Source organism: Chthonobacter albigriseus, assembly GCF_013839445.1.
Lineage (GTDB): Bacteria > Pseudomonadota > Alphaproteobacteria > Rhizobiales > Pleomorphomonadaceae > Chthonobacter > Chthonobacter albigriseus.
On record NZ_JACDIT010000008.1, the window covers coordinates 106,769 to 129,612 of the forward strand.

Genomic DNA, 22,844 nt, shown 5'->3' on the forward strand with positions numbered 1-22,844 from the left:
GGCCGGGAACCCTGCCGCCTTTTCATGCATCACTGGAATCGATTTAGTCAAACGATACAGTCGTGTTGCTTGACGCTGTTTTATGACATTTATGCCATTTGTTATTTTTGTCTACGTTTGCCTTGATGGCATCTCGGCGATTGTGATATTGACGGATATACCCTGCACGGTTTTGTCGGCGATCTCTCCATATACACGTCTTATCAGGTTCTGATTATCTTTGAATAACCAAAGTCAATCAGCGGTTTTGACCTGCGGACACGCGTGGAGGCTGGATGTTGAAGGAAGTCGAACCCCAGGAACGGCCCAATGATCTGGAGGCAACGACCAATGGGTTCAACGTCGCGCTCTATCTGGGTATTCTGCGTCGGCAGATTTGGGTGCTGGCGGGCGGCGGTTTGATCGGTGCGTTGTTGGCGCTCCTTTATCTCTGGGACGCCCCGCCGCAGTATCGTGCGACGACTCAAGTGTTGCTGGACGGTCAGAAGGCCAGCGCTGTTCAGGATCTGACAACCGGCGCCGCGTTCATGTTCGAAACCGGCGCCGTCGACAGCCAGGTTGTGTTGATCCAATCCACCAACGTCGCCGCCAAGGTTCTCAATCGTCTACAACTTATGGAAGATCCGGACCGGCTCCTGGGCAAGCCCGGCCCGATTTCCGGTGCGATCAAGGACATCAAGACGTTCGTCTCCGATCTGCTGTCCTGGAGTTCGGCCGAGCCGGAAGCCAGTCCGCAGATCAAGGAGTATATCACCCGACGCCAGATCCTCGGCGCCCTCGCCGGTGGTATCGAAGTCCGTCGTCTCGGCCGTACCTATGCGTTGGAGTTGAGCTTCACGGCGCCCGATCAGATCCTGGCCGCAGAGATCGTGAACGCCTTCGCGGAGGCCTACATCGAAGATCAGTTGGGGTCGAAATACGACGCCACGCGGCGCGCAACCGATTGGATGCAGTCGCGAATCAACGAATTGAGAGACAAGGCCCTGTCGTCCGACATGGCCGTCCAGCGATTCAAGGCCGAAAGCAACCTGACGTCGACCGACGGTCGTTTGCTGGCCGACCAGGAGCTTTCGCAGGTCACGAGCCAACTTGTTCTGGCTCGTGCCGACAAGAGTTCCGCCGACGCCCGCTACAAGCAAATCCAAGATCTCATCGCGAGTGGCGACCCGGATTCTTCCATCGCGGAGAGCCTGAACAACTCCGTCATCAGTGAATTGCGGGGGCGCTATCTCCGCGCCTCCAAGATGGAGGCCGACTTCTCCGCCCGCTACGGGCCGAACCACATCCAGGCGCGCAACCTGCGCGACGAGATGGGTAACTACAAGCGCCTGATGCTGCTGGAGCTGGAGCGTGTCGCGCAGACGCTGAAGAGCGAGGCGGAGATCGCCGCCAAGCGTGTTGAATCGCTGGAGAACGGGCTGAGCGGACTGTCGACGCGCAACATCGCAGACAACGAGCAGATGGTTAACCTTCGCGAACTCGAGCGCGAGGCTGCCGCCTACGACAGCCTCTACCAGGAGTTTCTCAAGCGCTACCAGGAAAGCATCCAACGGCAGTCGTTCCCGATCTCGGAAGCTCGCGTGATCACCCCCGCGGAGGTCCCGCTTGCTCCGAATACTCGAAAGAACTCAGTCTCCGCGGCGCTTCTGCTGGTCGTCGGACTTGCCGGCGGGGCGTGCGTGGCGGCCGCCCGCGAGTACCGGGATCGCGGATTCCGGACCAGCGAACAGATCAGCAGCCATCTCGGGATCGAGATGTTCGGCATGGTGCCGAAGACGGCGAACGATCCGAAACCGGAGCGACCCTCGTTGTCTGCGGAAGGCCGGAAGAGAGGGGCGGGCCAACAGCCCGTCATTCTTGCAAACCGGACGCCGCTGTTCGTGGACGCCGCCGACTTCGGCAAACGTTCTGTTCCGATCCTTCCGCCGGTGTTGTCTGCCGCCCTCGACGCACCGCATTCACAGTTCGCCGAAACGATGCGGGCGGCCAAGATGGCCATCGATGTGAGCCGTGTCGGCCGGCCATCAAAGGTGATCGGGATCGCTTCCTTGCTTCCGGGCGAGGGCAAGACCACCATCGCCAAGAACCTCGCTAGCAACATGGCGCATTCGGGCGCTCGTACCATCATCATCGATGCCGATCTGAGGAATCCGGGCCTCACGCGCAGCGTCACGCCCTTCGCCGATGCCGGACTGGTCGAAGTTCTTCTTGGCGAGCGGAACCACAAAGACCTCATCTATGTGGAAAAGGCATCCGGACTGCATGTCCTGCCCGGCGCGATGGAGCGACATTACATCCCGCATACCAGCGAAGTCCTGTCGTCCCCAACGATGAGCAGCCTTCTTGCCGATCTAGGGCGGGAGTACGAGTACGTTCTGCTTGATCTCCCGCCGATCGGACCTGTCATCGATACGCGCGTTGTATCTCAGATCATCGACAGTTTCGTCTTCGTCGTCGAATGGGGAGCGACCTCTCGATCGTCCATCGTTGATGAACTTCGAAAGCAATTCGAAGTTCGCAACAAGATACTTGGAGTTATACTTAACAAGGTCGATCCGAAGCGACTAAGTCTCTATCAGAGCGCGGGTGACGTCAGCTATTACTCGGCTCGATACAAATCATACCTGAAGAATTGACTTGATGTTCAACAGGACGAACCATGACGGCCATTGCTACTCATCGCCAGGAAAAGACGGCCGGCGTGAACACAGCGGCGCTGGTCCTGCTGATCGGTCTGTTCGCCAATGCTCATATCGTCGCGAGTTATGGCCTGCTTCTGAAGGGCGACTTCGTCGCGTTTGCAACAAAAACCTTCGGCATCAACGTCGTCGCATTGTTGGCCATGTATCGGGCCATCCAGCTCGTTCCGCAAGACGAGCCGCTTTTTGCAGACCGCTGGCGGGTCGGCCTGATCGGCGTCTGCGCAATCTTGATGTTGGTGCCGTTGACGGTCGCGTCCTGGCTAGCCGTCACGCTTGTCGGGTTGTACCTCACCATCGGTCGGCGCCAGTCGGGCACCGGCTGGGCTCTCGGCAGCATCCTGCTCGGGCTCGCCTTCAGCGGGCAATGGGCCCGCTACATCGCCTCCATCTTCCGACCCTACATCCTTTCGGCCGACGCCTTCGTCATCGGCGTCTTCGCCGGAACAGGGAGCCAAGGAAACCTGGTCTATTCCACGGACGGATCCACGGTCTTGCAGGTTCTGGAAGCCTGCTCTTCGTTTTCCAATCTCTCCTGGGCCATCCTGGCGTGCGTGACCGTAGCCAGTTTCTTTCCCGAAAGCGGCAAGTATCGCCTTGTTTCAGCAATGCTGCTGTCTTGCGTCGTCGTCGTCCTGATCAATACCATTCGGATCGGCATCATAGCGCTCGATCCCAATCTTTACGACTTGGCGCATGGCGAAGTCGGCACGACGATTGCCGGGGTGACAGGCTCCATCGCCGCCTTGCTGGTTCCCTACATGGTGCTCAGGCGATGACCCGGAGAGGACTCATCGCACTCACTCTGTTCGCCGTCGGCGGGGCAATCCTCAAAGCCGCGATGCCCGAACGCTCCGTTCAACTCGATCCTGGTCGGCTTGAAGAGGTGCTCGCCGGCGCCCTCATCGAACAGGGTTTCGTAACCGTCCGAAACGCTGATGGCATCATCGGGGCCGCATCAAAGTCCTGCATGCTTTGGGTGCGATCTTCCCGGCTCGACAGTGATGATTCCGTATTTATCCTACAGTACGGGATGAACGGTCATCATATGTATGTATTCATGAATACTAGTACCGTTGATCGCCCTGTTGTTTCGATCTTGGCGCGGAACGTCATCGAGCGTTTCACATCCTTATGGACCGGAGAGCGGTTCATGTTGCCTCTCTACTCTTTGATAGTCGCAGACCAGTGTTCAGAGTTGCCTCGCCTCCCGGCTTCCTTGGCCGTCGCTGAAGGGAACTGAAGTTTCAACCGCATTTCCGTTGTCGATGTACACAAAGAGAACAGGTGTGGTGCGATGACTGGAAGCTTAGGTGATCATGGTCTTCCATTGCCGATCCACCAGATCGACGCCCGAACTGATGATGGCACCTTCGCTCCGCGGAACATTGACATACTCGGCGTGCCGATCAGCCTTGTGACTCCTGAGCGGGCTCAGTCGATCGTGTTGTCCTGGGCAGCCGAAAGGCTGCTGCGTGTCGTCTTCGTCAGGGATGTTCACGGGCTCATGCGCGCGGTCGATGATCCCGAACTGCTGGGGCTCCATAGGAGAGCGCACATGGTCGTGCCCGATGGCATGCCGCTGACCTGGGTCGGGCGGCTGCGGGGCCACGGGCGGGAAATCGGGCGCACCGCGGGCCCGGATCTCGTGGACCGCGTATGCGAGGCGACCTCGACCACGACCATGCGCCACTTCTTCTATGGCGGTAAGCCCGGAGTCGCCGAAATGATGGCGCAGGAGCTCAGCCGACGGTACCCGGGCCTCAAGGTCGCGGGATGCTTCACGCCCCCGATTCGGGACGTTCCGTTGAACGACGCGCCGTCGGACGAGGAGCTGCAGGAGTTCGAGCTCATCCGAAAATCCGAAGCCCATTTCGTGTGGGTCGGCCTTTCGAGCCCCAAGCAGGAGCGCTGGATGATGCGGGCCGCCCCACACCTTGGCAGCGGTGTCCTTTTCGGCGTCGGTGCCGCGTTCGACTTCCACGCCGGCTCCATCAAGCGGGCCCCGGTGTGGATGCGCGAGAGCGGGCTCGAATGGCTCCATCGCCTTTCTTCCGAACCGGGACGGCTTTGGAGGCGCTACCTGTTCTATGCACCGCGCTTCGTCCTGGCCGTTGCGCTGGAGCAGGTTGGTATCAAGCGAGCAGGCCAATGAACCGACTTCGTCCGCCACTCGGGCAAGCCATTTCATCTCCGCGGTTCGGGCCGGTTGACGACACCGCCTGGACCGGCTCGGACTGCCGCCCGCGATGCGGCCGCCGGTCGGCGGCCAGCGCCTGCAGGCTGGACGGCCGCACGACTGAAGTCGCCGCGAGACCGCTCGCATGACATCCGTCGCCGTCTGCATCGCATGCCACAACCGAAAGGACCGGACGCTCGCCTGCCTTGGCCGACTTCTGGCGTCGACGACGGCCCCGGAAATAACACTGCGTGTCCATGTACTCGACGACGCGAGCAGCGACGGTTCGGCCGAGGCGATCCGTCAAGCCTTCCCGGATGTCCTCGTCCATGCCGGCGACGGCACTCTGTTCTGGGCCGGAGGCATGCGTGTGGCCTATGGGGCCGCTCTGCGGGAAAAACACGACTTCTACCTTTGGCTGAACGACGACGTGGAGTTGTTTCCCGATGCCCTCCAGCGCGCGCTGGACACCTATACGAGGCTGAAGGGCTCGCACGGCGGCGAACACATCGTCGTCGGCGCCATGCGCGCACCCGACTCGCTGCGAACGACATACTCCGGCTACCGCCGGGCTTCCCCGATCTTCACCTGGAAGTTCCAGATGGTCGAACCGAACCTGAACGAGGCAACGGAATGCGCGACGGTGAACGGAAACTTCCTTCTGATTCCGTCCGCGGTCGCCGACGTCGCCGGCAATATCCCCGAAGCCTTCACGCATACTCTCGGCGACTTCGATTTCGGCCTGCGAGCTCGCAAGGCGGGTGTTCGCAGTTGGGTGATGCCCGGCTATGCCGGTGTCTGCGAAGCCAACACCACCGGCCGAAGCAACTTCAAGGCGCCCGGCCTTCGGTTCAGGGAGCGGCTTGCCAAGATGGAGCATCCCCTGGGCCATCCCTTAAGGCCCAGCCTCGCCTACGCCCGGAATTTCGGCTTGTGGGCCCCTGCGGTCGTTCTCGCGCCCTACGTCGGGTTGCTGCGCGCCACGTTTTCCCGACGGCGATAAGTCTGACGGAACCGCCTCGCGTTCGATGCCGCACGAGGCTCAGGCCATGATCGGACAGCAAGGCGGTTCCATCCGACCGGATCGAATCAAGGAGAGGCCTATCTTGACCGCGGAGTCATCGTTCCGAACGACCGGAAGCGGCACGCCGCAGCGCCCGTCGGGGGCATCGGGCCGTTCGGACCCGACGATCAGCATCGTGATCGATCCCCCGTCGGCGTGTCCGGCGAGGGACGCCCGATTCCAGATCGCCGGAGCGTGTCCAGCCGCCGCGGACCGGTTGGTCGCCGGATCTCGGGACAGTCGATCGGCGCGCCACACCTTCGTCCGGCCCCACCATGTTCCGACGCGACTGGAGGCCGCCATCGGGCGCGGCAGATCGGCTGGCGCACCACTCGAACCCACCGAGTGCCACCGATGAAGATCACATTGGCCGGGCCGTTCGACACCGCTGCCTTCTCGGCCCTTTCCGGCCTGGATCTCGAGGGTTACCCCGCCGGCGCAGCGGGCGGCGTCGTGGTTCCCCTGCTGGCGCATCAACTGCTGGAGCGGGGCCACACCGTCAGCGTCGTCTCGTTGGATGCGACCATCGACACGGTTTCGAGGGTTGCCAGGGACCGGTTCGCTTTGACCTACGTGCCGCTTCGCGGCGCGCCGAGATACCGCGCCCGGGTGCGGGCGATGGACTTGTTCTCCAAGGAAATCAGAGCGCTGGAGGCGGAGATTCGAGCCGTCTCTTCGGACCTGGTCCACGCCCACTGGACCTACGAGTACGCCGAGGCGGCCGTTCGCAGCGGTATTCCGCACGTCGTGACCATGCATGACGTAGGCTGGGACAACCTCTGGCTATATCGGGACGCGTATCGACTGATGCGGTTGATCATGATGCTGCGGGTAATGCCGCGCATCCAACGGCTGACTGTCGTTTCCCCGATGATGAAGCGTCTGCCACGGCACTACGGATACTTCGGCCCCGTCGACGTGGTCTCCAACGGTGTCTCGGTTCCGACGGCCGAACCACAGGCCGACCGGGACCTTTCGAAACGCTTCAACCTCGTCACCGTGGGAGACGCGACCCGGCGCAAGAACGTCCGCGCCAGCGTGCTGGCCTTTCGGGAGGTGAAGTGCCGGCTGCCGCATGCCGAACTCCACCTGTTCGGGCCCGGCCTCGAAACCTCGTTCGCCCACGGCGAACCGGGGGTGGTCGGACATGGACCGGCCGCCCATGAGACTTTGATGTCGTTTCTGTCCGATCACGCCGACGTGCTGGTGCACCCCTCGTTGCAGGAGACGTTCGGCGTGATCATCGCAGAGGCGAAGGCGCGCGGTGTCCCCGCGATCGGAGGGGTGAATTCCGGCGCCGTGTCCCACGTCCTCGGGGAGGCGGGGCTGGCCGTCGACGTGAGGAACCCGGACGCCATCGCCAACGCGGTCCTTCATCTCCAGTCCGATCTAACCGCCTATCAACGGCTCCGCGAGGCGTCGCGGCGCGACATCGAACAGCGGTTCGATGTCGAGCGTACCTCGTCGGTCTACATGGACGTCTACACGACGATACGGCCTCAAACCGACACGGCCGGCCCTTAGGCCGCCCAGGAGCTGTTGCATGCAATCGCGCCGGATCCCCTACATTCCAGCGGATCTGTTCGGCCCTGCCAGTGCCGAACGGTGGATCCACTTGGCGATTTCCGTGGCGCTCCTTTCCGCCTTCTACCGCGAGGTGGTGGGTCACTATTCACTTGCCATGCTCGGCAACTACAACCTGACGGTCAGCGAGATATCGCTGCTCTTCAACCTGATCGCGCTGTGGGTCAATCTTCTTCACAAGCGCCCGTCTATGAATATTGTTACCGGCGCCGCCTTGGTTCTCCCGGCGATACTTGTCTTCGGAGTTCTCCGTGGCTTTGGAGATTTCTTCGCTTCGATCATTTCTCTCAGGGCGCACGGGTCGACGATCTGCATCCTGCTTCTCGCACCCTTCATTCCAATGCGAGACGATTTCAACGCCACAGTGAGACTGGCTTTCATTCGTGCAGGACTTGGGCTGGTCGTACTCACACTCCTCCGCGCAGTTTTCGGTCCCGGTTTCCTGATGCAGCATGAGGTTTTTGACCCTCTCGACGTCAACGAAGGTGGGCGTGCTCTATCTTCCAGTGGAGCTTTCATCGTTGGAATAGCGCTTCTATACAGTATTGACCATATTCTTTCAAACTTTCAAAAAAATATTCAACCAATCCGTCTCCAGTTTACAGCCGTCATTGCCTTCTCTTTTCTATTTACACTGATCCAGGTCAAGCAAGGCACTGCTACCTTTGCTGCAGCTTCAGGCCTGATTTTCCTGGTTTTATGCGGGAACGGTCGCTTCAGAGACCTTCGTGGCGCTACCACGCTGTTCCTTTCGTTCCTGATGTTGTTCTGCATCTTCTTCTACTCGGTTGAGATCGGGGAGCAGATTGAACGCTTAGCAGCGGAAACGCTGCCGAATTCACTTTCGGACTGGCTCAGCCGGCGATCGAGGACAATCGAGACACGACAACTCGTATGGGAAGGTCTTCTCATGGATTTCCACTCGAACTGGACTTCCTTCCAGATGTTCTTCGGGCTCCCAGCAGGCCAGAAGCCATTCATATTCATGAGTAATACCCAGGACCTGTGGGAACATTCTATGCATAGCATGTACTACGGCCTGCTTGCCTTGAGCGGGATTGTCGGGTTGAGCGCATACATGGTCCTTCTCGCGCTCTGCTTCCTGACCAATATCCGCGCAGCCGTTCACGGCCTGGTCGACACTCGCGTTCTTTCATCCAGTCTTGCGATCGCCTTTACCGTCACCTGTGCCGTGTTCGGATACGGCTATGATATCCGCGGCGAAGCGATCTGGGTTCTGGCTTTGGCGGTTACCGCCTCTCGCCTCCGTCTGAAAATTCGCCCGACGAGTATTCCTGGCTCTCAGTCGACCCAGAACTGGCAAACGACCAATGTGTAGTCCGACCAGAGCGCGCTCTCACCATGGGACCGTTTTCCGGCGCCTACCGGCCCCGATTTCGTCGCTCATCGTTGCGGCGATTTTCCTCTTCTCGGCGTGTCCCGACGTGGGCGCCGTTTCCGCCCTTTCGGTGCTGGACAAGAGCCAGGGCGTAACAGCCACCGTCGAGAATGGCCAGCGTGTGTTTCATCTGCCTGCGAAGACATTCGAATTGCGCTCTCCCTTGGAACTCGGCGCGCTCGCACGGGGGGGCGTGGTGCTTCGGGGAGACGTGAACGGAAAGACGCGGATCCATGGGTCCCGGTCCTATCGGGCGCGCCGGGTCGGGCCGGACGAAGCTCTCCCGAACGGGATGCGTCGCGACAAGAGCTTGTTCGTCATCGAGGCCGACAGCCTCATCCGCAAGCTTTGGATCGACGGCGGCGAGAGGAAGCCGGGTTGCCTGGCCGGCTCGCTTGTCGCGGTGTACCAGGGCGACCGCCGATTGACGTGCGCGTCCTGGCCGAAGTCCGGATACGCCAGGGCTGCAGTGCTGCGCTCGGACGATCCGGCCAGGCTCGTATTCGACGTTCCTCCCGAGAAGGCGGCCGATTGGGCCGGGGCCGGGTTGTCGGTCAGCGGCTATTTCGGCTTCGACTGGCTGCATGAGGCGGCCGACGTCAAAACGCTGAACGCCACGCTGGGCCAGTTGGCCCTCGCGCCGCTGAGACAGGCGTTCAAGCCCATGCCCGGGCTCCGCTACGCTGTTCACGGCGCGCCGGCGGATCTGACGGAGCCGGGGGAATACGTCTCAGATCCGACGACAGGCCGGATCTTCATACGGCCGCTGGACGATGCCGAGGCGCCAGAATTCCAGATCCCGGTCGCACGCTCGCTCATCAGCATCGTCGGCGGCGGTCGCGTGGTCCTGGAGAACATCCATTTCGCCTATTCCATCGGAAACGGGCTGGACTTGCGAGACGTGGAAGGCGCGGTGATCCGCGACGGCAGCGTCATGCATGTGGGCGATACCGGCATTCGCGTCCGCGGCGGTCATGCGGTCGTGGTCGAACGGATGCGGGTTTTTGATATCGGCGGTACCGGCATCGACCTGGCGGGCGGAGATCGCCAGACGCTTGCCCCGGGCGGGCATGCGGTCCGGCAGTCCGTGATCACGAACACGTCGGTGCGCAAGCGCACCTATCGTCCGGCCGTGCGGCTCGATGGTGTCGGCAACAGTGTGGAGGACACCTTCATCGCGGACCTGCCGCACAACGCGATCACATTCGCCGGCAACGACCATCGGATCGCCTTCAACGAGATCACTCGCGTCGTCCAGGAGACGAGCGATGCGGGCGCCATCTATGCCGGACGGGATTGGACCTTTCGGGGGAACGTGATCGAAGGAAACTACCTGCACGACATCGTCCCCCTGGAGGAGCCCAGCCTGCTTGCGACTCCCGACGAGCCGAAAGCCATGGAGGTGCGTGGGATCTACCTGGACGACCTGCTGAGCGGGACCAGCGTGCTGCACAACATCCTCATCAACGTCTGCCAGCCGATCATCGTCGGCGGCGGACGAGACAATCGCATCGAAGGCAACCTGCTCGCACGGCCGCCGAGAACGTCCGCCTGCCCGGCCGGGGCCATCACCTTCCATTCCTGGGGCCTGGCCGAGAAGCATCTCTACCCTCTCGATCCCAACAGCACCTTGCGGAAGGGACTCGCCGCTGTTCCCTACAACCGGCCGCCCTATTCGGACCGGTATCCAGGTTTGACCGATATCCTGAACGGCCATCCCGGCGAGCCCATCAACAACGGCTTCTCCGGAAATGTCGCTATCGGCGGACCGCTGTTCCACTTCAAGGGCGTGGCCCAGACCTATGCGCGGCTGGGGCAGAACCACGAGGGCTTGGAAGATGCGGATCTCGAAAGGGAGGATCTGCCCGCCGTCAACGCCTGGATCGATCGGACATGGCCAGACGATGTGTCGATGGATACCCGTAACGCCCTGAGGAACACGACGGATCGACTTTCCCGTAACGCAAGCGTGTGGACCGCCATCGCGCGTCGATGACACTAATGGAGATTACCGCGATGCGTTGGAAAGCCGGTTTTTACTATCCGCCTTCATATCACTACCGACAGCCGTTTCATGAGAATGTAAGATCTCTGCTTGCGTCTAGTGACGTGGATTATTGCGTTTACTATTCCGAGCCCTTCGGTTCCTACAAAATTAAGAAGGACACTGTGGAGATACCGTGGGGTCGCAAGGTTCCCTTGCTCAGACTGGGGAATAAAGGCCCGATGCTCCAAATGGCTTTCGCTGACGTGCTCGCATCGGACCTCGTGATTGTCCAGCAAGAGAACCTTCTACTGCTCAATTACTTTTGCCAAATGATCAGCCTTGCAGGACGGCAAAAGGTAGCGTTCTTCGGCCATGGGCGGAATTTTCAGTCCAGAGATCCCCATTCACTCGCCGAGCGGTTCAAGAGTGCTCTTGCCACCCGGGTCGACTGGTGGTTCGCCTATACCGACCAGACCTCGAAGCATCTGCAGTCGATCGGGTATCCGGCGGACCGGATCACGGTGTTCAACAACGCCGTCGATACGAGCACCCTGCGAAGCCAGGCGGCGGCGGTCACGGCTGAACGGCTGGCAATCAGGCGCGCGGAACTCGGGCTCGTCGGGTCGAACACCTGCGTCTACGTCGGCGGTATCTATCCCGACAAGCGGGTGCCGTTCCTGGTGGAGTGCCTGGATCTGATCCGCGCGGCGGTCCCGGACTTCGAGTTCGTCGCCGTGGGCGGCGGCGTGGATCTTCCGCTGCTGGAGCAGGCAGCCAAGGATCGGCCCTGGCTGAAGGTCACCGGGCCGCGGTTCGGCCAGGACAAGGTGGAGCTGATGGCCCTCGGGAAGCTGTTCCTGATCCCTGGCCTGGTGGGCCTTGCCGTGCTGGACGCAGGGGTGATGGGGCTCCCGGTGGTCACGACGGACTATCCCTATCACAGCCCGGAGATCGCCTATCTGGAGGACGGTCGGAGCGGGCTGATCGTGAAGCCCTGGTCCGACGCGAAGGCCTATGCCGACGCGGTGATCGGGCTGTTGGGGAGTGACCGTCTTCCGGCGATGTCCGAGGCGTCGCGCGCGATCGCCGCGCGCTACACGATCGAAGCGATGGCCGAGCGGTTCGCCGAGGGCGTGTTGAAGGCGCTTGCCGCACCGCCGAAATGACAGCCGGACGTCGGTTTCGCGGGCCCGATCCGATACCCCGCGCGGCCGAACGGCCTGGATCGCCCGGCGCCGACGGGTTCCCCACGTCGGCGGAGCGCACCCCCCGAGCCCCGGAAGCTCTCCCCCGGGCCGCCGGCCTCAGGCTGGCGGAAGAAGGCCGCGATCCAGAAGGAAACCGTGGAGGTCGCCCCCTTCGAAGAGGTGCCCGGCGATGCCGGCGCGACGGGCGGCTTCCAGGTCGCTGTCCCGGTCGCCGACCAGGAAGCTCCTGGAGCGGTCCACCGGCCAACGGTCAAGCAGGTCGAGGATCATGCCGGGCTCGGGCTTTCGCCAGGTGGACGCCTGCCGGTAGGCCTCGATTGGGGCGTCCTCCAGGTAGGGGCAGTGGCGCTCGTCGTCGATCCAGGCACCGGTTCCCGCCAGTTCGGCGCGGATGTGGTCGCGGAGCCGGGCGAAATCAGCTTCGGAATAGTAGCCCCGCGCGATACCGGACTGGTTGGTGACCACGAAGACCAGGAAATCCGCCCGGTTGGCGTGCGCGATCGCCTCCCTGGCGCCGGGAATCCAGTCGAAGCGGTCGGGCGTGCCGACATAACCGTGGTCGACGTTGAGGACACCGTCCCGATCCAGGAACATGGCAGGCTTGAGCGTCATTCAGGGTCCGGCTTTCCAGAGAAACAGCGGTCCACGCAGCCTCTCGCGTGTCCGAAGTCGCGTCGGCCGGTTTCGCCGCAGGAGGATGCCTCGTGTCAAGGGGGCTCCACGATCCAGGTTCTAGGAAAGCGACGATCACAGCGCGACGCAGCCGCGAAATCCCCGAGCCGCGTAGTAGGATTCCGCGCCGTTGTGGTAGACGAACACCTGATTGTAGCGCCTGTCGCAAAACAGAGCGCCGCCCAGCGTTCGGATCGGCGTCGGGGTCAGCACCCAACTCGACGTCTTGCGGTCGAATGCCCCGAGCGTCTGAAGCGTGCGATACTGCTGTTCGGACAGGATCTCCACGCCGATGGCCGCGGCCATTTGCATGGCGCTTCCCCGCGGTTTGTTTTCCTTCCTCGATTCAAGGGCGGCATCGTCGTAGCAGAGGCTGCGACGGTCGGCAGGACTTTCCGGCGAACAGTCGCAGAAGACGAGGTCGCTCTCCAAGGGGCCAAGCCGCACAACGTCCGGCTCGCCACCTGTCCGTTCCATCGCCAGCACCGTCTGCAGTTTTTTCGCGTCGGCCAGCAGCCTCGATTCCACGGTCTGCCAGTCCAGGTCGGCATGGCGGGTCGGATTGGCTGTGAACCTGCTTTTCAGGATGCCGAGCAGTTCCTCGGGCGTGGTCGACTCCATGTCGCTTCCTCGCAATACGCGGCCCCCGTTCCGCAAGGGATTGGTAGCTGCGCGGCGGCGGTCCGTCCACCTCAGTGGCTCGGATCTGAGGTCAGGCCGAGACGAGGCAGGCAGATGACAGGTCCGTCCACAGGGCCTCCGGAGGCGGGCTTCCATAAAGGGTGACGATGGCGGCGACCTGATCGGCGGCGACGGCACCGGGGATCACCGACGTCACCTCTGAAAAACGCAAGGGGTAGTGAAGCGCGGCGGCGGCGAGGGTCACGCCGTGCGCTTGACAGACGGTCTCGATGGCGGCGGCGCGCGCCAGCGCGTCGGGCCCCGCCGGGGCGTAGTTAAAGAGCGCGCCCGGCACGGGACCGCTTGCCCCGAGGCCGGAGGAGAAGACGCCGCCGGCGACGATGCCGACGCCGTCGCGTCGAAGGCGCGGCAGCTCGTCGGCCAGAAACGGGGCGTGTTCCAACAGCGTCAGGCGGAGGGCGACAAGGAAGAAGTCCAGCGGCATCAGGTCGAGGAAGCGGCCGGTGAAGCCGCACTGGTTGATGCCGGCGCCGACTGCCTTGACCGCGCCGCATGCACGGAGTTCGGAGAGCGCCCGCCAGCCGGACTGCGCGAGCTCGCGGAGACGAGTCTCGAACGCGGCTTCGTCGTGGTGCCAGTGGTCGAGGTCGTGGATGACCAGCATGTCGATCACGTCGAGACCGAGGCGCTGCTGGGAGTCCTCGTAGGACCGCATGATGCCATCGTAGGTGTAATCGAAGCGGGGCTCGAAGGGCAGGCCGGCGAGCCACTGGTCGGCGATCTCGCGGGTCACGTCCGCGCGGCGGCGGAACAGGCGTCCGACCTTGGTGGAGACGATGGCCGCGTCCCGGGGCTTGTCCCAAAGGAAGCGTCCGACCCGGTGCTCCGACTTGCCGCGGCCGTACCAGGGGGAGGTATCGAAGTATCGAATGCCAGCGTTCCAGGCCGTCTGCAGGATGGCGTCGCTTTCGGCCTCAGGCACCGGGGTGAAGAGCTCGCCGAGGCCGGCGCAACCCAAGCCTAGCGCGGGCAGTTGGACGCCGGAGCGGCCGAGCGGGCGCAGCGGCAGGTCGGACGGGGGCACTTCAGCGCCACGTCCCGCGGAGGCCTTGGCGGCGAACGGCAGGGAACTCATGGGGGTCAGACCCTCAGATGACGCCCTTCTTCAGGATGAAGCAGCCGTAGGGGCCGGGATCGGAGGTGCGGACGATGGCGAAGGCGCGCTTTGCGGCCGCGTAGAAATCGAAGCGTTCCAGCGCCTGCATGGGGACCCGGCGGCCCTCGGCGGCGTCGATCACCGCCTGCATGGCGGCGAAGATGGGCATCTGTCGGTCGGGGTCGCCGACCACCTTCATGCGGGAGACCGGCGCTTCCACGAAGGTGTCGAGCGGCATCAGCTTCAGGATCGCCTCGGCGGCGCGGGGTATGCCGCAGCCGGACACGTTCACCAGCTTCCCGTAGGTGGTCTCCTTGGCGATGGTGACCGCGGGATGATTGACGTCGCAGACGACCAGATCGTCGCCATGCCCCATCAGCATCAGCACCTGCAACAGTTCGGCGTGGACGACGGGGTCGATCCCCTTCAGCATGGCATATCACCTCCTCAAGGCCGCCGAGGTCATCCGGCGAGCAGACGATCGATCTCGGCGCGGGTCGGCATCGCGGGGGCGGTTCCGGGCTTCTGGACGGAAAGTCCGGCCACCGCGCAGCCGAAACGGACGGCGTCCAGCGCCGGGCGGCCTTCGGCCAGCGCCAGGCAGAACCCTGCGTTGAAGGCGTCGCCGGCGCCGGTGGTGTCGACCACCTTCGAGACCGGAAACGCCGGAACGAGGTGGGTGCCGTGTTCCCCGTGCAGGAGCGCGCCCTTGTCGCCGAGCGTGATCAGGGCGTTGCGGGCGCCTCTGCGAACGAGATCGACGGCCGCGCGACGGGCGTCCTCGACCGTGTCGACGGCGATGCCGGTCAGGGTCGCGGCCTCGGTCTCGTTCGGCGTGACGTAGTCGCACAGCGCGAAGATGGCGTCCTCGACCGGAAGCGCCGGCGCGGGGTTGAGCACGGTGATCGCCCCGTGTCGGCGCGCCGCGGCAAGGCCGGCCATCGCGGTTTCGATCGGCTGCTCGAACTGGGTGACGAACACCCTGGCGCCTGCGAACAGATGATCCGCCGCATTCACGTCGGCCGGCGAGAGTTTCGCCGCTGCGCCGCTTTCCACGATGATCGCGTTGTTGCCGGTCTCGGTGGAAACGAAGATGAAAGCCGCGCCGGTCGGGGCGTCCGGATCGGCAATGACGGCGGACGTGTCCACGCCATCGGTGGCCCAGGCCTTGCGGGCGATCTCGCCGAAGGCGTCCGTTCCGACCCGGGTGATGATGGCGGCCTTGCCGCCGGCCCGTGCCGCCGCGATCACCTGGTTGGACCCCTTCCCTCCGGGGCCCATGGCGAAGCCCTGCCCCAGGATGGTCTCGCCCATCACCGGGAGGCGGGGCGCACGGAAGGCAAGATCGGCGACGAAGATGCCGAGGACGACGACGTCATGACCGGCCATCGAAGGCGCTCCTGGACGGTGAAACGGGCGGTATGCTCAAGCGTCCGGCGGAATGACGCCCTTCTTCAGAAGGAAGCAGCCGTAGAAGCGCCGTTCGCCGGTGATGAGCACCGCATAGGCCTTCTTCGCGCGTTCGTAGAAGGCGAAGCGCTCCACCGAGCCCATCGGAGAGGGTTTGCCTTCGGCCGCGTCGATGGCGGCCTGAACCTCGGCCTGGACGGCCGGAATCGTGTCCGGTTCGCCGACCACTTCCATCCGTTCTGCCGGATGGGGCACGAAGCTGTCGAGAGGCATGACGGAAAGCACCGCCGCGACCGCTCCGGCCGCACCGACGCCGTCCATGCGGATCGGCCGGCCCCAGGCGGTCTGGCGGGCGACACTGTCCCCGGGGAAATTAGTATCGCAGACGACGAGGTCGTCGCCATGGCCCATCGAGCGCAACACGTTGAGTATCTCTCCGTTGAGGAGAGGGTCGAGACCCTTCAGCATGTGCTTCCATCCCTTGTCCCGGCAGGTCGCGCTCCGGCGGCCTCACGTGAATGCCGGCCCTGAGTCGCGCGCGGGAACTTTACCTTTGTTCGTTCGCTCGTGAAGCTAGGCCGAGATCTGCCTCATTGTCCAGAGGACATCGCACGGGCACCAGTCCGCTCCTGCCGCCGACAGGGTCTTGCATGCATGCACGTTCGGGCGAAGGGAGGCCGTCGATACTCGGCTCACCGATTGCGGCAGTTTTGCTGCACTTGCGAACAACACTCGTCAATCTTGCACGGCGACAGGACGGGACTTTATCGAGGATATCCTGAAGAATCCGCGCTGCAGGGCTCCCATTTGAGGCCTTGGCGAACCTCATACCTGTTGCTTTGCAGCGACGAAAGTTGACCTGGAGGGAGGACACACTGTTTACGGCTCGACCTTTTTCTGTAAAGTCCCCTCGAGACGGACTGAACAGGATGCGATGCCGGCGATGCTTCGATTTGCGACCCGACTGAACGCCTTCGCCAGTGGCGCCGAGCGCTATTGGCCAGACGCCAAGGGGCGACCCAGCGTGCTGCAGATGGCCCAGCGTGCTGCGACGGTACCGGGCCTCACGGACCTCGATCTCAACTATCCGGACCATGTGTCGGGCTCTCCTGCCGAGCTCGCCTCGCGGGTCAAGGATCTCGGCCTAGGCCTCAACGGCCTGGCGATGCGCTACTACACCAACCCTGCCTTCAAGCGTGGCGCCTTCACGAACCCGGATCCGGCCGTGCGGCGGGAGGCCATCGAGTTGACCAAGCGCGGCATCGACGCCGCGCGCGAGATGGGTTGCCCGCTGATGACGATCTGGCTCGGCCAGGACGGGTTCGACTACGCCTTCCAAGCCGAATACGCCGCCGTCTGGGAGCTGGAGATCGAGGGCATCCGCGAGGTGGCCGAGCACGACCCGGACTGCCTCGTATCGATCGAATACAAGCCGGACGAGCCGCGGTCGCGCAGCCTCCTGCCGGACTGCGCGACAACACTGCTGGCGATCTCCGAAGCCGGGTCCCCCAATCTCGGGGTGACGCTGGACTTCGCGCACGTGCTTTATGCCGGCGAACAGCCGGCCTTCGCAGCGGCGTTGATCGCTCGCCATTCGCGGCTGCTCGGCGTCCACCTCAACGACGCGCACGGCAAGCGGGACGACGGGTTGATGGTGGGTGCCGTGCACCTGCAGGAGACCATCGAACTGCTGCGGCAGATCCGCCGGGACGGGTATTCCGGCGCCATCTACTTCGACACCTTCCCGGATCTCACCGGGCTCGACCCGGTCGGCGAGTGCGCCGGCAACATCGCCTCCGTCGGGCGGATGCTCGACGTGGTCGACCGGCTGGAAGGCGACAACCGGCTGGCGACAGCCATGGCCGCCCAGGACGCCGTCGCGTCCCAGGCTATCGTGCAGGAGCATATCTTCGGACGATCCCCCAGCTAAGCAGCGCCTACTGCGTTCGCCAGGATCCACCATGGACGTTTGGGACCCAAAGGCCGTCGGGCCGCGCATTCGGATGATGATGCCGACGCTCACTCCGCTGGAGGCGCGGGTGGCGGAGTGCGTGCTGCACAAACGGAACCTGGACGAGACGACGCCGATCAAGGAAGTGGCGGACGAGGCCGGCGTGTCCGAGGCGATGCTGGTCAAGATCGCCAAAAAGCTCGGGTACTCCGGCTTCCGGGACTTTCGAGCGGCGATCAGCGAGTACAACCGGCTGCCGACCGCGGAAATGCACCAGGAGCTTTCGCCGGACGATACGGCGCCCGAGATCGTCGGCAAGGTGTTCCGCACCTCGATCCAGGCGCTGGAAGAGACACTCGCCGTTCTCGACATGGATGCCTTCGAAGCGGTGGCCGACATTCTCGCCACCGCACGACAGCGCGACCTCTACGGCGTGGGCGGCTCGGCGCAGATCGCCAGGGACGTCTCGCACAAGTTCCTGCGGATCGGTCTGCGCACCGCCGTGTTCGATGACGCGAACATGATGCTGATGTCCGCGTCCCTGCTGGGGCCCGGGGATGTGGCGGTCGCCTTCTCCCATTCCGGACGATCGACGGCGGTGCTCGACGCGGTCACGCTGGCGCGCCGGAACGGTGCCAAGACCATCGCCCTCACCAACTATCAGGCCTCGCCACTGGTGGACGTGGCGGATCACGTGTTGATCTCCACGGCGCGCGGATCTCCGCTGATGGGAGAGAATGCCGCCGCCCGGATCGCGCAATTGAACATCCTTGACGCCCTGTTCGTGGCCGTCGCCCAGCGCGACCTCGGGGCGGCGGAAAACAACCTGGCGAAGACGGTCGGCGCCGTCCGACCGAAGCGGAGGGCCTAAGAGATGCCTGCCGCACGGATCGCCGTCGTCGGGAGCCTGCACTACGACGTCATGGTCGATGCGCCCGACCGGCCGCGGAAGGGCGAAACCCTCATCGGGCGCTCCTGGTGGCCGAAGTGCGGCGGCAAAGGGGGCAACCAGGCGGTCGAAGCCCGGCTTGCGGGAGCATCCGTCGCGATGATCGGCGCCGTCGGCGACGACGACTTCGGGCGCGCGTTGATCGAAAATCTCGACCGCGTCGGGGTGGACAGGTCGGCGGTCGCCACGTTGCCTGGCGTCGGATCGGGGATGAGCGTGGCGATCTTCGACGACACCGGCGACTACGGTGCCGTGGTCGTCTCGGGAGCCAACCGAGCCATCCCGCTTGACGGGCTCACCGCGGAGCGGTTCGCGGGCACCCACGTGCTGCTCCTGCAGAACGAGGTCCCGGAGCCGGTCAACATCGCCGCGGCGCGCGCGGCGAAAGAGGCCGGTGCGCGGGTGATCCTCAACGCGGCGCCCGCCCGGGCACCGGATGCGACGCTGGTTCCGCTGGTCGACATCCTGGTGGTGAACGCGATCGAGGCGGAGATGCTGGGCGGTGGGGCTGTGTCGACGTTGCAGGACGCTGCGGCTGCCGCCGCGCGGCTGGCCGAACGGTTTGCTTCAGTGATCGTGACGGCGGGTGGCGAGGGGCTGGCCGTCTGCTCGCCGGACGCGGCATCGCCGGTGAGCCTGGCTGCCGATCGGGTGACGGTGGCCAGCACCCATGGTGCAGGGGACTGTTTCGTGGGGGTGCTCGCGGCGCACCTCGGGGCGGGTGTCGGGCTGCAGGACGCCGCAATAGCGGCCAACCGCGCCGCGGGACGGCTGGTCGCCATGGCTGAGGAAGACCGCGCCGGGCGGCTGGCCGGATAGGCTTGCGCGGACATCGGAAGGAATGACCGGCCTCACCGGTCCGGACTTGAGAGGGGTGGACGAGGATGGCTTCTGTCGACGTGGTGGAAGTGCGCAAGGCCTACGGATCGCACGCGGTCATCCACGGCGTTTCCCTGGAGATCGAGGACGGCGAGTTCGTCATTCTGGTCGGCCCGTCCGGCTGCGGGAAGTCGACGCTGCTGCGGATGGTGGCGGGGCTGGAGCCGATCACCTCGGGCGATATCCGGATCGACGGGCGGGTGGTGAACGACCTGCCGCCCAAGGATCGCGACATCGCCATGGTGTTCCAGACCTACGCGCTCTACCCGCACAAGACCGTGGCACAGAACATGGGCTTCGCGCTGAAGATGCGCGGCACGCCGAAGCCGGAGATCGATGCGCGCGTGAAGGCGGCGGCGGAGATCCTCAACCTCGGCGCCTATCTCACCCGCTATCCGCGCCAGCTTTCGGGCGGCCAGCGACAGCGCGTCGCGATGGGCCGGGCGATCGTGCGGGATCCCAAGGTGTTCCTGTTCGACGAGCCACTGTCCAATCTCGACGCCAAGCTCCGCGTGCAGATGCGTGCGGAGATCAAGGAGTTGCAGCAGCGCCTCGACACCACGACCGTCTACGTCACGCACGACCAGGTGGAGGCGATGACGATGGCCGACCGCATCGTGGTCCTGCACGACGGCCACGTGGAGCAGATCGGCGCGCCGCTGGAGCTCTACGATCGGCCGGCGAACACCTTCGTCGCCGGCTTCATCGGTTCGCCCGCCATGAATCTCCTGAAGGGAACGATCAAGGGCGACAGCGTGGTGACGGAGGATGGGATCAAGCTGCCGATCAACGGAGCGCCCCCCGGCAGCGACGGTCGGCCGGTCCGGTTCGGCATCAGGCCCGAACACCTGACGCTGGGCGGAACGATTCCGGCGGTGATCACCGTGGTCGAACCGACGGGATCGGAGACTCAGGTGTTCGCCAAGCTGGGGGAACAGCGGATCGTCGGCGTGTTCCGCGACAGGATCTCGGGCCGTGCCGGAGAGGCCCTGCCCGTCGGCATCGATCCGCGGCTGGTTCACCTCTTCGATCAGGAGACGGGACTGCGCCTCAACTGAGGAAGAGGACAGGGGAAAGGTCATGCCAGCGGAAGGCGCCCCTCCGATTTGACAGTGGAAACGTGCTTTTATAGATTAAATGACGATTTCTGGTCATATGTGACCAGGGGAACACGCCCTGACAGAACGCCGGCAGAACCGGTCCGACGCAGGGTGGGGAACGTCCGAAGGCGTGGAGGAGCGCCTCCGGACAATGGAAGCGTCGATCGTTCGACACCAAGGGAGGATAGGATGAAACTGAACGTCTACCAGCAACTGATGGCCATGCAGGCGAGCCGCCGCGCACTCCTGCGCGGGGCCGCCGGGGCCGGCGCGCTCGCCGCCACGGCAAGCCCGCTCTCGATCCGCACAGCCTTCGCACAGGGCGACATCCGGGCCGAGATCCTGAAGATCCCGGGCGTCGGCGCCGGTTCTCCGACCGACGCCGACTGGCAGAAGGTCGGCGAACTCTGCCTGGGCGGCACCAAGCAGACCGTCCAGCAGGGCGAGTTCGCAGGAGTCGAGCTGTCCTTCATGGGGCTCAACAACCAGAACCTCCACAATCTCCTGTTCCGCGGCTTCCTGAAGGCGTGGGAAGACTACACCGGCGCGAAGATCACCTGGATCGACCTTGCGCAGGCCGACTACAACCCGCGCCTCCAGCAGGCGATCGCGACCGGGACCGTCGACTTCGACATTCTTGAGATGGGCGCTCCGTTCGAAGGCGACGTCTGCGGCAAGGGCCTTGCCTCCGAGATGCCGGACTGGGTCAAGGCGCTGATCGACATGGACGACTACGTCGACTACCTGAAGGCGCCCGTGGGCACTTGGGGCGGCAAGACCTACCGCATCTCGATCGACGGCGACTGCCACAACTTCAACTACCGCACCGACGTGTTCTCCGACGCTGCCCTGGCTGAAGCCTGGAAAGCCGAGGGACACCAGGGCGAGTGGGGCGTGCCGAAAACCTGGCAGAAGGTCAACGAGGTCACCAAGTTCCTGAAGGGCAAGCAGCTCAACGGGCAGGATCTCTACGGCTACCTGGACCCGCTGAAGGGCTGGGGCGGCTTCGCCTTCTATTTCCTGGCCTCCCGCGCCACGGCCTATGCCAAGCATCCGGACGACAAGGCCTGGTTGTTCGACGCCGACACCATGAAGCCGCGCATCAACAACGAGGCGTGGGTTCGTGCGATCCAGGACGTGGTGGACCTGATCCCGTCGGGCCCGGCCGATCAGCTCAACGCGGATCCCGGCACCACGGGCTTCCAGCAGTTCCTGGCCGGCATCGGCTCGATGCTGTCCTGGTGGGGCGACATCGGCTCCAGCGCCCGCACCTCGGATTCGTCCGTGGTCGGCGACGTGGTGGGCTTCGACATCCTGCCGGGTTCGGACGACGTCTTCAACTCGAAGACAGGCAAGTGGGAGACGCTCGCCTCCGGGCCGAACTACGCGCCGAACATGGCCTACATCGGCTGGGGCGTCTACGTGATGTCGCGGGTCGACAGCGACGCGAAGAAGCAGAAGGCGGCCTGGAGCGCCGCGGCCCACATCGGCGGCAAGGACCTGTCGCTGTGGACGGCGGCCTATCCGTCGGGCTTCCAGCCCTACCGGAAGAGCCACTTCAACATCCCGGAGTGGGTTGGTGCGGGCTACGACGAGGCGTTCATCAAGTCGTACCTGGACAGCGAGTCCAACTCGTACAACCATCCGAACGCGGCGATCGAGCCCCGCATTCCGGGCATTTTCCAGTACTACTCCGTCGCCGAGGACGAACTGGCGAAGATCTTCGCCGGCGCGAATTCGGTGAAGGACGGTGCGGACGCCATTGCCGCGGCCTGGGAGAAGATCACCGACCAGATCGGTCGCGACAGCCAGGTGAAGCTCTACCAGGCTTCGCTCGGCATGTGATCCGAAGCGGCTAGCAACCGGGCCAGCGGCGGGGAACGTCGCCGCTGGCCGACACCGAGAACAGGTTCAAGGAAGGTCTGTGCGCCTGATGCAGGATCGATCGAGCAGTCTGGCCGCACCG

At 63.9% G+C, this 22,844-nt stretch carries 19 protein-coding genes; 13 read left to right on the forward strand and 6 right to left on the reverse strand.

The window, feature by feature from the left end; translation table 11 throughout:
• Positions 1-275: 275 nt before the first annotated feature.
• The 8 genes from HZ321_RS18105 to HZ321_RS18140 all read left to right on the forward strand — a co-directional run bounded on the left by HZ321_RS18105 (position 276) and on the right by HZ321_RS18140 (position 12,077).
• Positions 276-2,636, forward strand: coding sequence for a polysaccharide biosynthesis tyrosine autokinase (locus tag HZ321_RS18105; RefSeq protein ID WP_181703806.1), 2,361 nt, complete (start codon positions 276-278; stop codon positions 2,634-2,636).
• Between the two features lie 23 nt (positions 2,637-2,659).
• Entirely contained in the window at positions 2,660-3,478 is an 819-nt protein-coding gene (locus HZ321_RS18110; RefSeq protein ID WP_181703807.1) for a hypothetical protein, read from the forward strand.
• Positions 3,479-3,996: 518 nt separating this feature from the next.
• A complete protein-coding gene (locus tag HZ321_RS18115; RefSeq protein WP_181703808.1) occupies positions 3,997-4,854 on the forward strand; it encodes a WecB/TagA/CpsF family glycosyltransferase in 858 nt (285 codons plus the stop codon).
• A gap of 169 nt (positions 4,855-5,023) precedes the next feature.
• Complete coding sequence (locus HZ321_RS18120) at positions 5,024-5,881, forward strand: glycosyltransferase family 2 protein (RefSeq protein ID WP_181703809.1); 858 nt, start codon at positions 5,024-5,026, stop codon at positions 5,879-5,881.
• Between the two features lie 414 nt (positions 5,882-6,295).
• Entirely contained in the window at positions 6,296-7,465 is a 1,170-nt protein-coding gene (locus tag HZ321_RS18125) for a glycosyltransferase family 4 protein (RefSeq protein WP_181703810.1), read from the forward strand.
• A 19-nt stretch (positions 7,466-7,484) separates the two neighbouring features.
• Positions 7,485-8,864 carry a hypothetical protein gene (locus tag HZ321_RS18130; RefSeq protein WP_181703811.1) on the forward strand — a complete coding sequence of 460 codons (1,380 nt, stop codon included), beginning with the start codon at positions 7,485-7,487 and terminating at the stop codon, positions 8,862-8,864.
• Between the two features lie 106 nt (positions 8,865-8,970).
• Complete coding sequence (locus HZ321_RS18135; protein WP_181703812.1) at positions 8,971-10,920, forward strand: right-handed parallel beta-helix repeat-containing protein; 1,950 nt, start codon at positions 8,971-8,973, stop codon at positions 10,918-10,920.
• Positions 10,921-10,940: 20 nt separating this feature from the next.
• A complete protein-coding gene (locus HZ321_RS18140) occupies positions 10,941-12,077 on the forward strand; it encodes a glycosyltransferase family 4 protein (protein WP_181703813.1) in 1,137 nt (378 codons plus the stop codon).
• Between the two features lie 138 nt (positions 12,078-12,215).
• Here the strand turns inward: HZ321_RS18140 and HZ321_RS18145 are convergent, their stop codons facing one another.
• From HZ321_RS18145 to HZ321_RS18170, 6 genes are all read right to left on the reverse strand, one after another.
• Positions 12,216-12,731: a D-glycero-alpha-D-manno-heptose-1,7-bisphosphate 7-phosphatase gene (locus tag HZ321_RS18145; RefSeq protein WP_181703814.1), complete on the reverse strand. Its 516-nt coding sequence runs from the start codon at positions 12,729-12,731 to the stop codon at positions 12,216-12,218.
• A 135-nt stretch (positions 12,732-12,866) separates the two neighbouring features.
• Complete coding sequence (locus tag HZ321_RS18150) at positions 12,867-13,412, reverse strand: DUF4256 domain-containing protein (RefSeq protein ID WP_181703815.1); 546 nt, start codon at positions 13,410-13,412, stop codon at positions 12,867-12,869.
• A 91-nt stretch (positions 13,413-13,503) separates the two neighbouring features.
• Positions 13,504-14,568, reverse strand: a complete 1,065-nt coding sequence (locus HZ321_RS18155; protein ID WP_181703816.1) for an aldo/keto reductase — start codon at positions 14,566-14,568, stop codon at positions 13,504-13,506.
• Positions 14,569-14,581: 13 nt separating this feature from the next.
• Positions 14,582-15,022, reverse strand: a complete 441-nt coding sequence (locus tag HZ321_RS18160; RefSeq protein ID WP_181703817.1) for an RbsD/FucU family protein — start codon at positions 15,020-15,022, stop codon at positions 14,582-14,584.
• Between the two features lie 29 nt (positions 15,023-15,051).
• Positions 15,052-15,978, reverse strand: coding sequence for a ribokinase (gene rbsK / locus HZ321_RS18165; RefSeq protein WP_181703818.1), 927 nt, complete (start codon positions 15,976-15,978; stop codon positions 15,052-15,054).
• Positions 15,979-16,014: 36 nt separating this feature from the next.
• Positions 16,015-16,467 (reverse strand): RbsD/FucU family protein, encoded by a 453-nt coding sequence (locus HZ321_RS18170; RefSeq protein ID WP_181703819.1) that lies wholly within the window; start codon positions 16,465-16,467, stop codon positions 16,015-16,017.
• Positions 16,468-16,942: 475 nt separating this feature from the next.
• Here HZ321_RS18170 and HZ321_RS18175 point away from each other — a divergent pair, with 475 nt between their 5' ends.
• The 5 genes from HZ321_RS18175 to HZ321_RS18195 all read left to right on the forward strand — a co-directional run bounded on the left by HZ321_RS18175 (position 16,943) and on the right by HZ321_RS18195 (position 22,723).
• Positions 16,943-17,929, forward strand: coding sequence for a sugar phosphate isomerase/epimerase family protein (locus HZ321_RS18175; protein ID WP_181703820.1), 987 nt, complete (start codon positions 16,943-16,945; stop codon positions 17,927-17,929).
• Positions 17,930-17,960: 31 nt separating this feature from the next.
• Positions 17,961-18,821: a MurR/RpiR family transcriptional regulator gene (locus HZ321_RS18180; RefSeq protein ID WP_181703821.1), complete on the forward strand. Its 861-nt coding sequence runs from the start codon at positions 17,961-17,963 to the stop codon at positions 18,819-18,821.
• A gap of 3 nt (positions 18,822-18,824) precedes the next feature.
• Positions 18,825-19,718 (forward strand): PfkB family carbohydrate kinase, encoded by an 894-nt coding sequence (locus HZ321_RS18185; protein WP_181703822.1) that lies wholly within the window; start codon positions 18,825-18,827, stop codon positions 19,716-19,718.
• A 65-nt stretch (positions 19,719-19,783) separates the two neighbouring features.
• Positions 19,784-20,836, forward strand: coding sequence for an ABC transporter ATP-binding protein (locus HZ321_RS18190; RefSeq protein WP_181703823.1), 1,053 nt, complete (start codon positions 19,784-19,786; stop codon positions 20,834-20,836).
• A gap of 231 nt (positions 20,837-21,067) precedes the next feature.
• Complete coding sequence (locus tag HZ321_RS18195; RefSeq protein ID WP_181703824.1) at positions 21,068-22,723, forward strand: type 2 periplasmic-binding domain-containing protein; 1,656 nt, start codon at positions 21,068-21,070, stop codon at positions 22,721-22,723.
• The last annotated feature ends 121 nt before the right edge of the window (positions 22,724-22,844 follow it).

What these genes read in the sequence shown, in the direction of transcription:
- HZ321_RS18145 (WP_181703814.1), bottom strand. Translation starts at nt 12,731, where the DNA reads ATGACGCTCAAGCCTGCCATGTTCCTGGATCGGGACGGTGTCCTCAAC.
- HZ321_RS18155 (WP_181703816.1), bottom strand. Translation starts at nt 14,568, where the DNA reads ATGAGTTCCCTGCCGTTCGCCGCCAAGGCCTCCGCGGGACGTGGCGCT.
- HZ321_RS18140 (WP_181703813.1), top strand. Translation starts at nt 10,941, where the DNA reads ATGCGTTGGAAAGCCGGTTTTTACTATCCGCCTTCATATCACTACCGA.
- HZ321_RS18175 (WP_181703820.1), top strand. Translation starts at nt 16,943, where the DNA reads ATGCTTCGATTTGCGACCCGACTGAACGCCTTCGCCAGTGGCGCCGAG.
- HZ321_RS18105 (WP_181703806.1), top strand. Translation starts at nt 276, where the DNA reads ATGTTGAAGGAAGTCGAACCCCAGGAACGGCCCAATGATCTGGAGGCA.
- HZ321_RS18180 (WP_181703821.1), top strand. Translation starts at nt 17,961, where the DNA reads ATGGACGTTTGGGACCCAAAGGCCGTCGGGCCGCGCATTCGGATGATG.
- HZ321_RS18160 (WP_181703817.1), bottom strand. Translation starts at nt 15,022, where the DNA reads ATGCTGAAGGGGATCGACCCCGTCGTCCACGCCGAACTGTTGCAGGTG.
- HZ321_RS18130 (WP_181703811.1), top strand. Translation starts at nt 7,485, where the DNA reads ATGCAATCGCGCCGGATCCCCTACATTCCAGCGGATCTGTTCGGCCCT.
- HZ321_RS18125 (WP_181703810.1), top strand. Translation starts at nt 6,296, where the DNA reads ATGAAGATCACATTGGCCGGGCCGTTCGACACCGCTGCCTTCTCGGCC.
- HZ321_RS18170 (WP_181703819.1), bottom strand. Translation starts at nt 16,467, where the DNA reads ATGCTGAAGGGTCTCGACCCTCTCCTCAACGGAGAGATACTCAACGTG.
- rbsK (WP_181703818.1), bottom strand. Translation starts at nt 15,978, where the DNA reads ATGGCCGGTCATGACGTCGTCGTCCTCGGCATCTTCGTCGCCGATCTT.
- HZ321_RS18190 (WP_181703823.1), top strand. Translation starts at nt 19,784, where the DNA reads ATGGCTTCTGTCGACGTGGTGGAAGTGCGCAAGGCCTACGGATCGCAC.
- HZ321_RS18195 (WP_181703824.1), top strand. Translation starts at nt 21,068, where the DNA reads ATGAAACTGAACGTCTACCAGCAACTGATGGCCATGCAGGCGAGCCGC.
- HZ321_RS18120 (WP_181703809.1), top strand. Translation starts at nt 5,024, where the DNA reads ATGACATCCGTCGCCGTCTGCATCGCATGCCACAACCGAAAGGACCGG.
- HZ321_RS18185 (WP_181703822.1), top strand. Translation starts at nt 18,825, where the DNA reads ATGCCTGCCGCACGGATCGCCGTCGTCGGGAGCCTGCACTACGACGTC.
- HZ321_RS18110 (WP_181703807.1), top strand. Translation starts at nt 2,660, where the DNA reads ATGACGGCCATTGCTACTCATCGCCAGGAAAAGACGGCCGGCGTGAAC.
- HZ321_RS18150 (WP_181703815.1), bottom strand. Translation starts at nt 13,412, where the DNA reads ATGGAGTCGACCACGCCCGAGGAACTGCTCGGCATCCTGAAAAGCAGG.
- HZ321_RS18115 (WP_181703808.1), top strand. Translation starts at nt 3,997, where the DNA reads ATGACTGGAAGCTTAGGTGATCATGGTCTTCCATTGCCGATCCACCAG.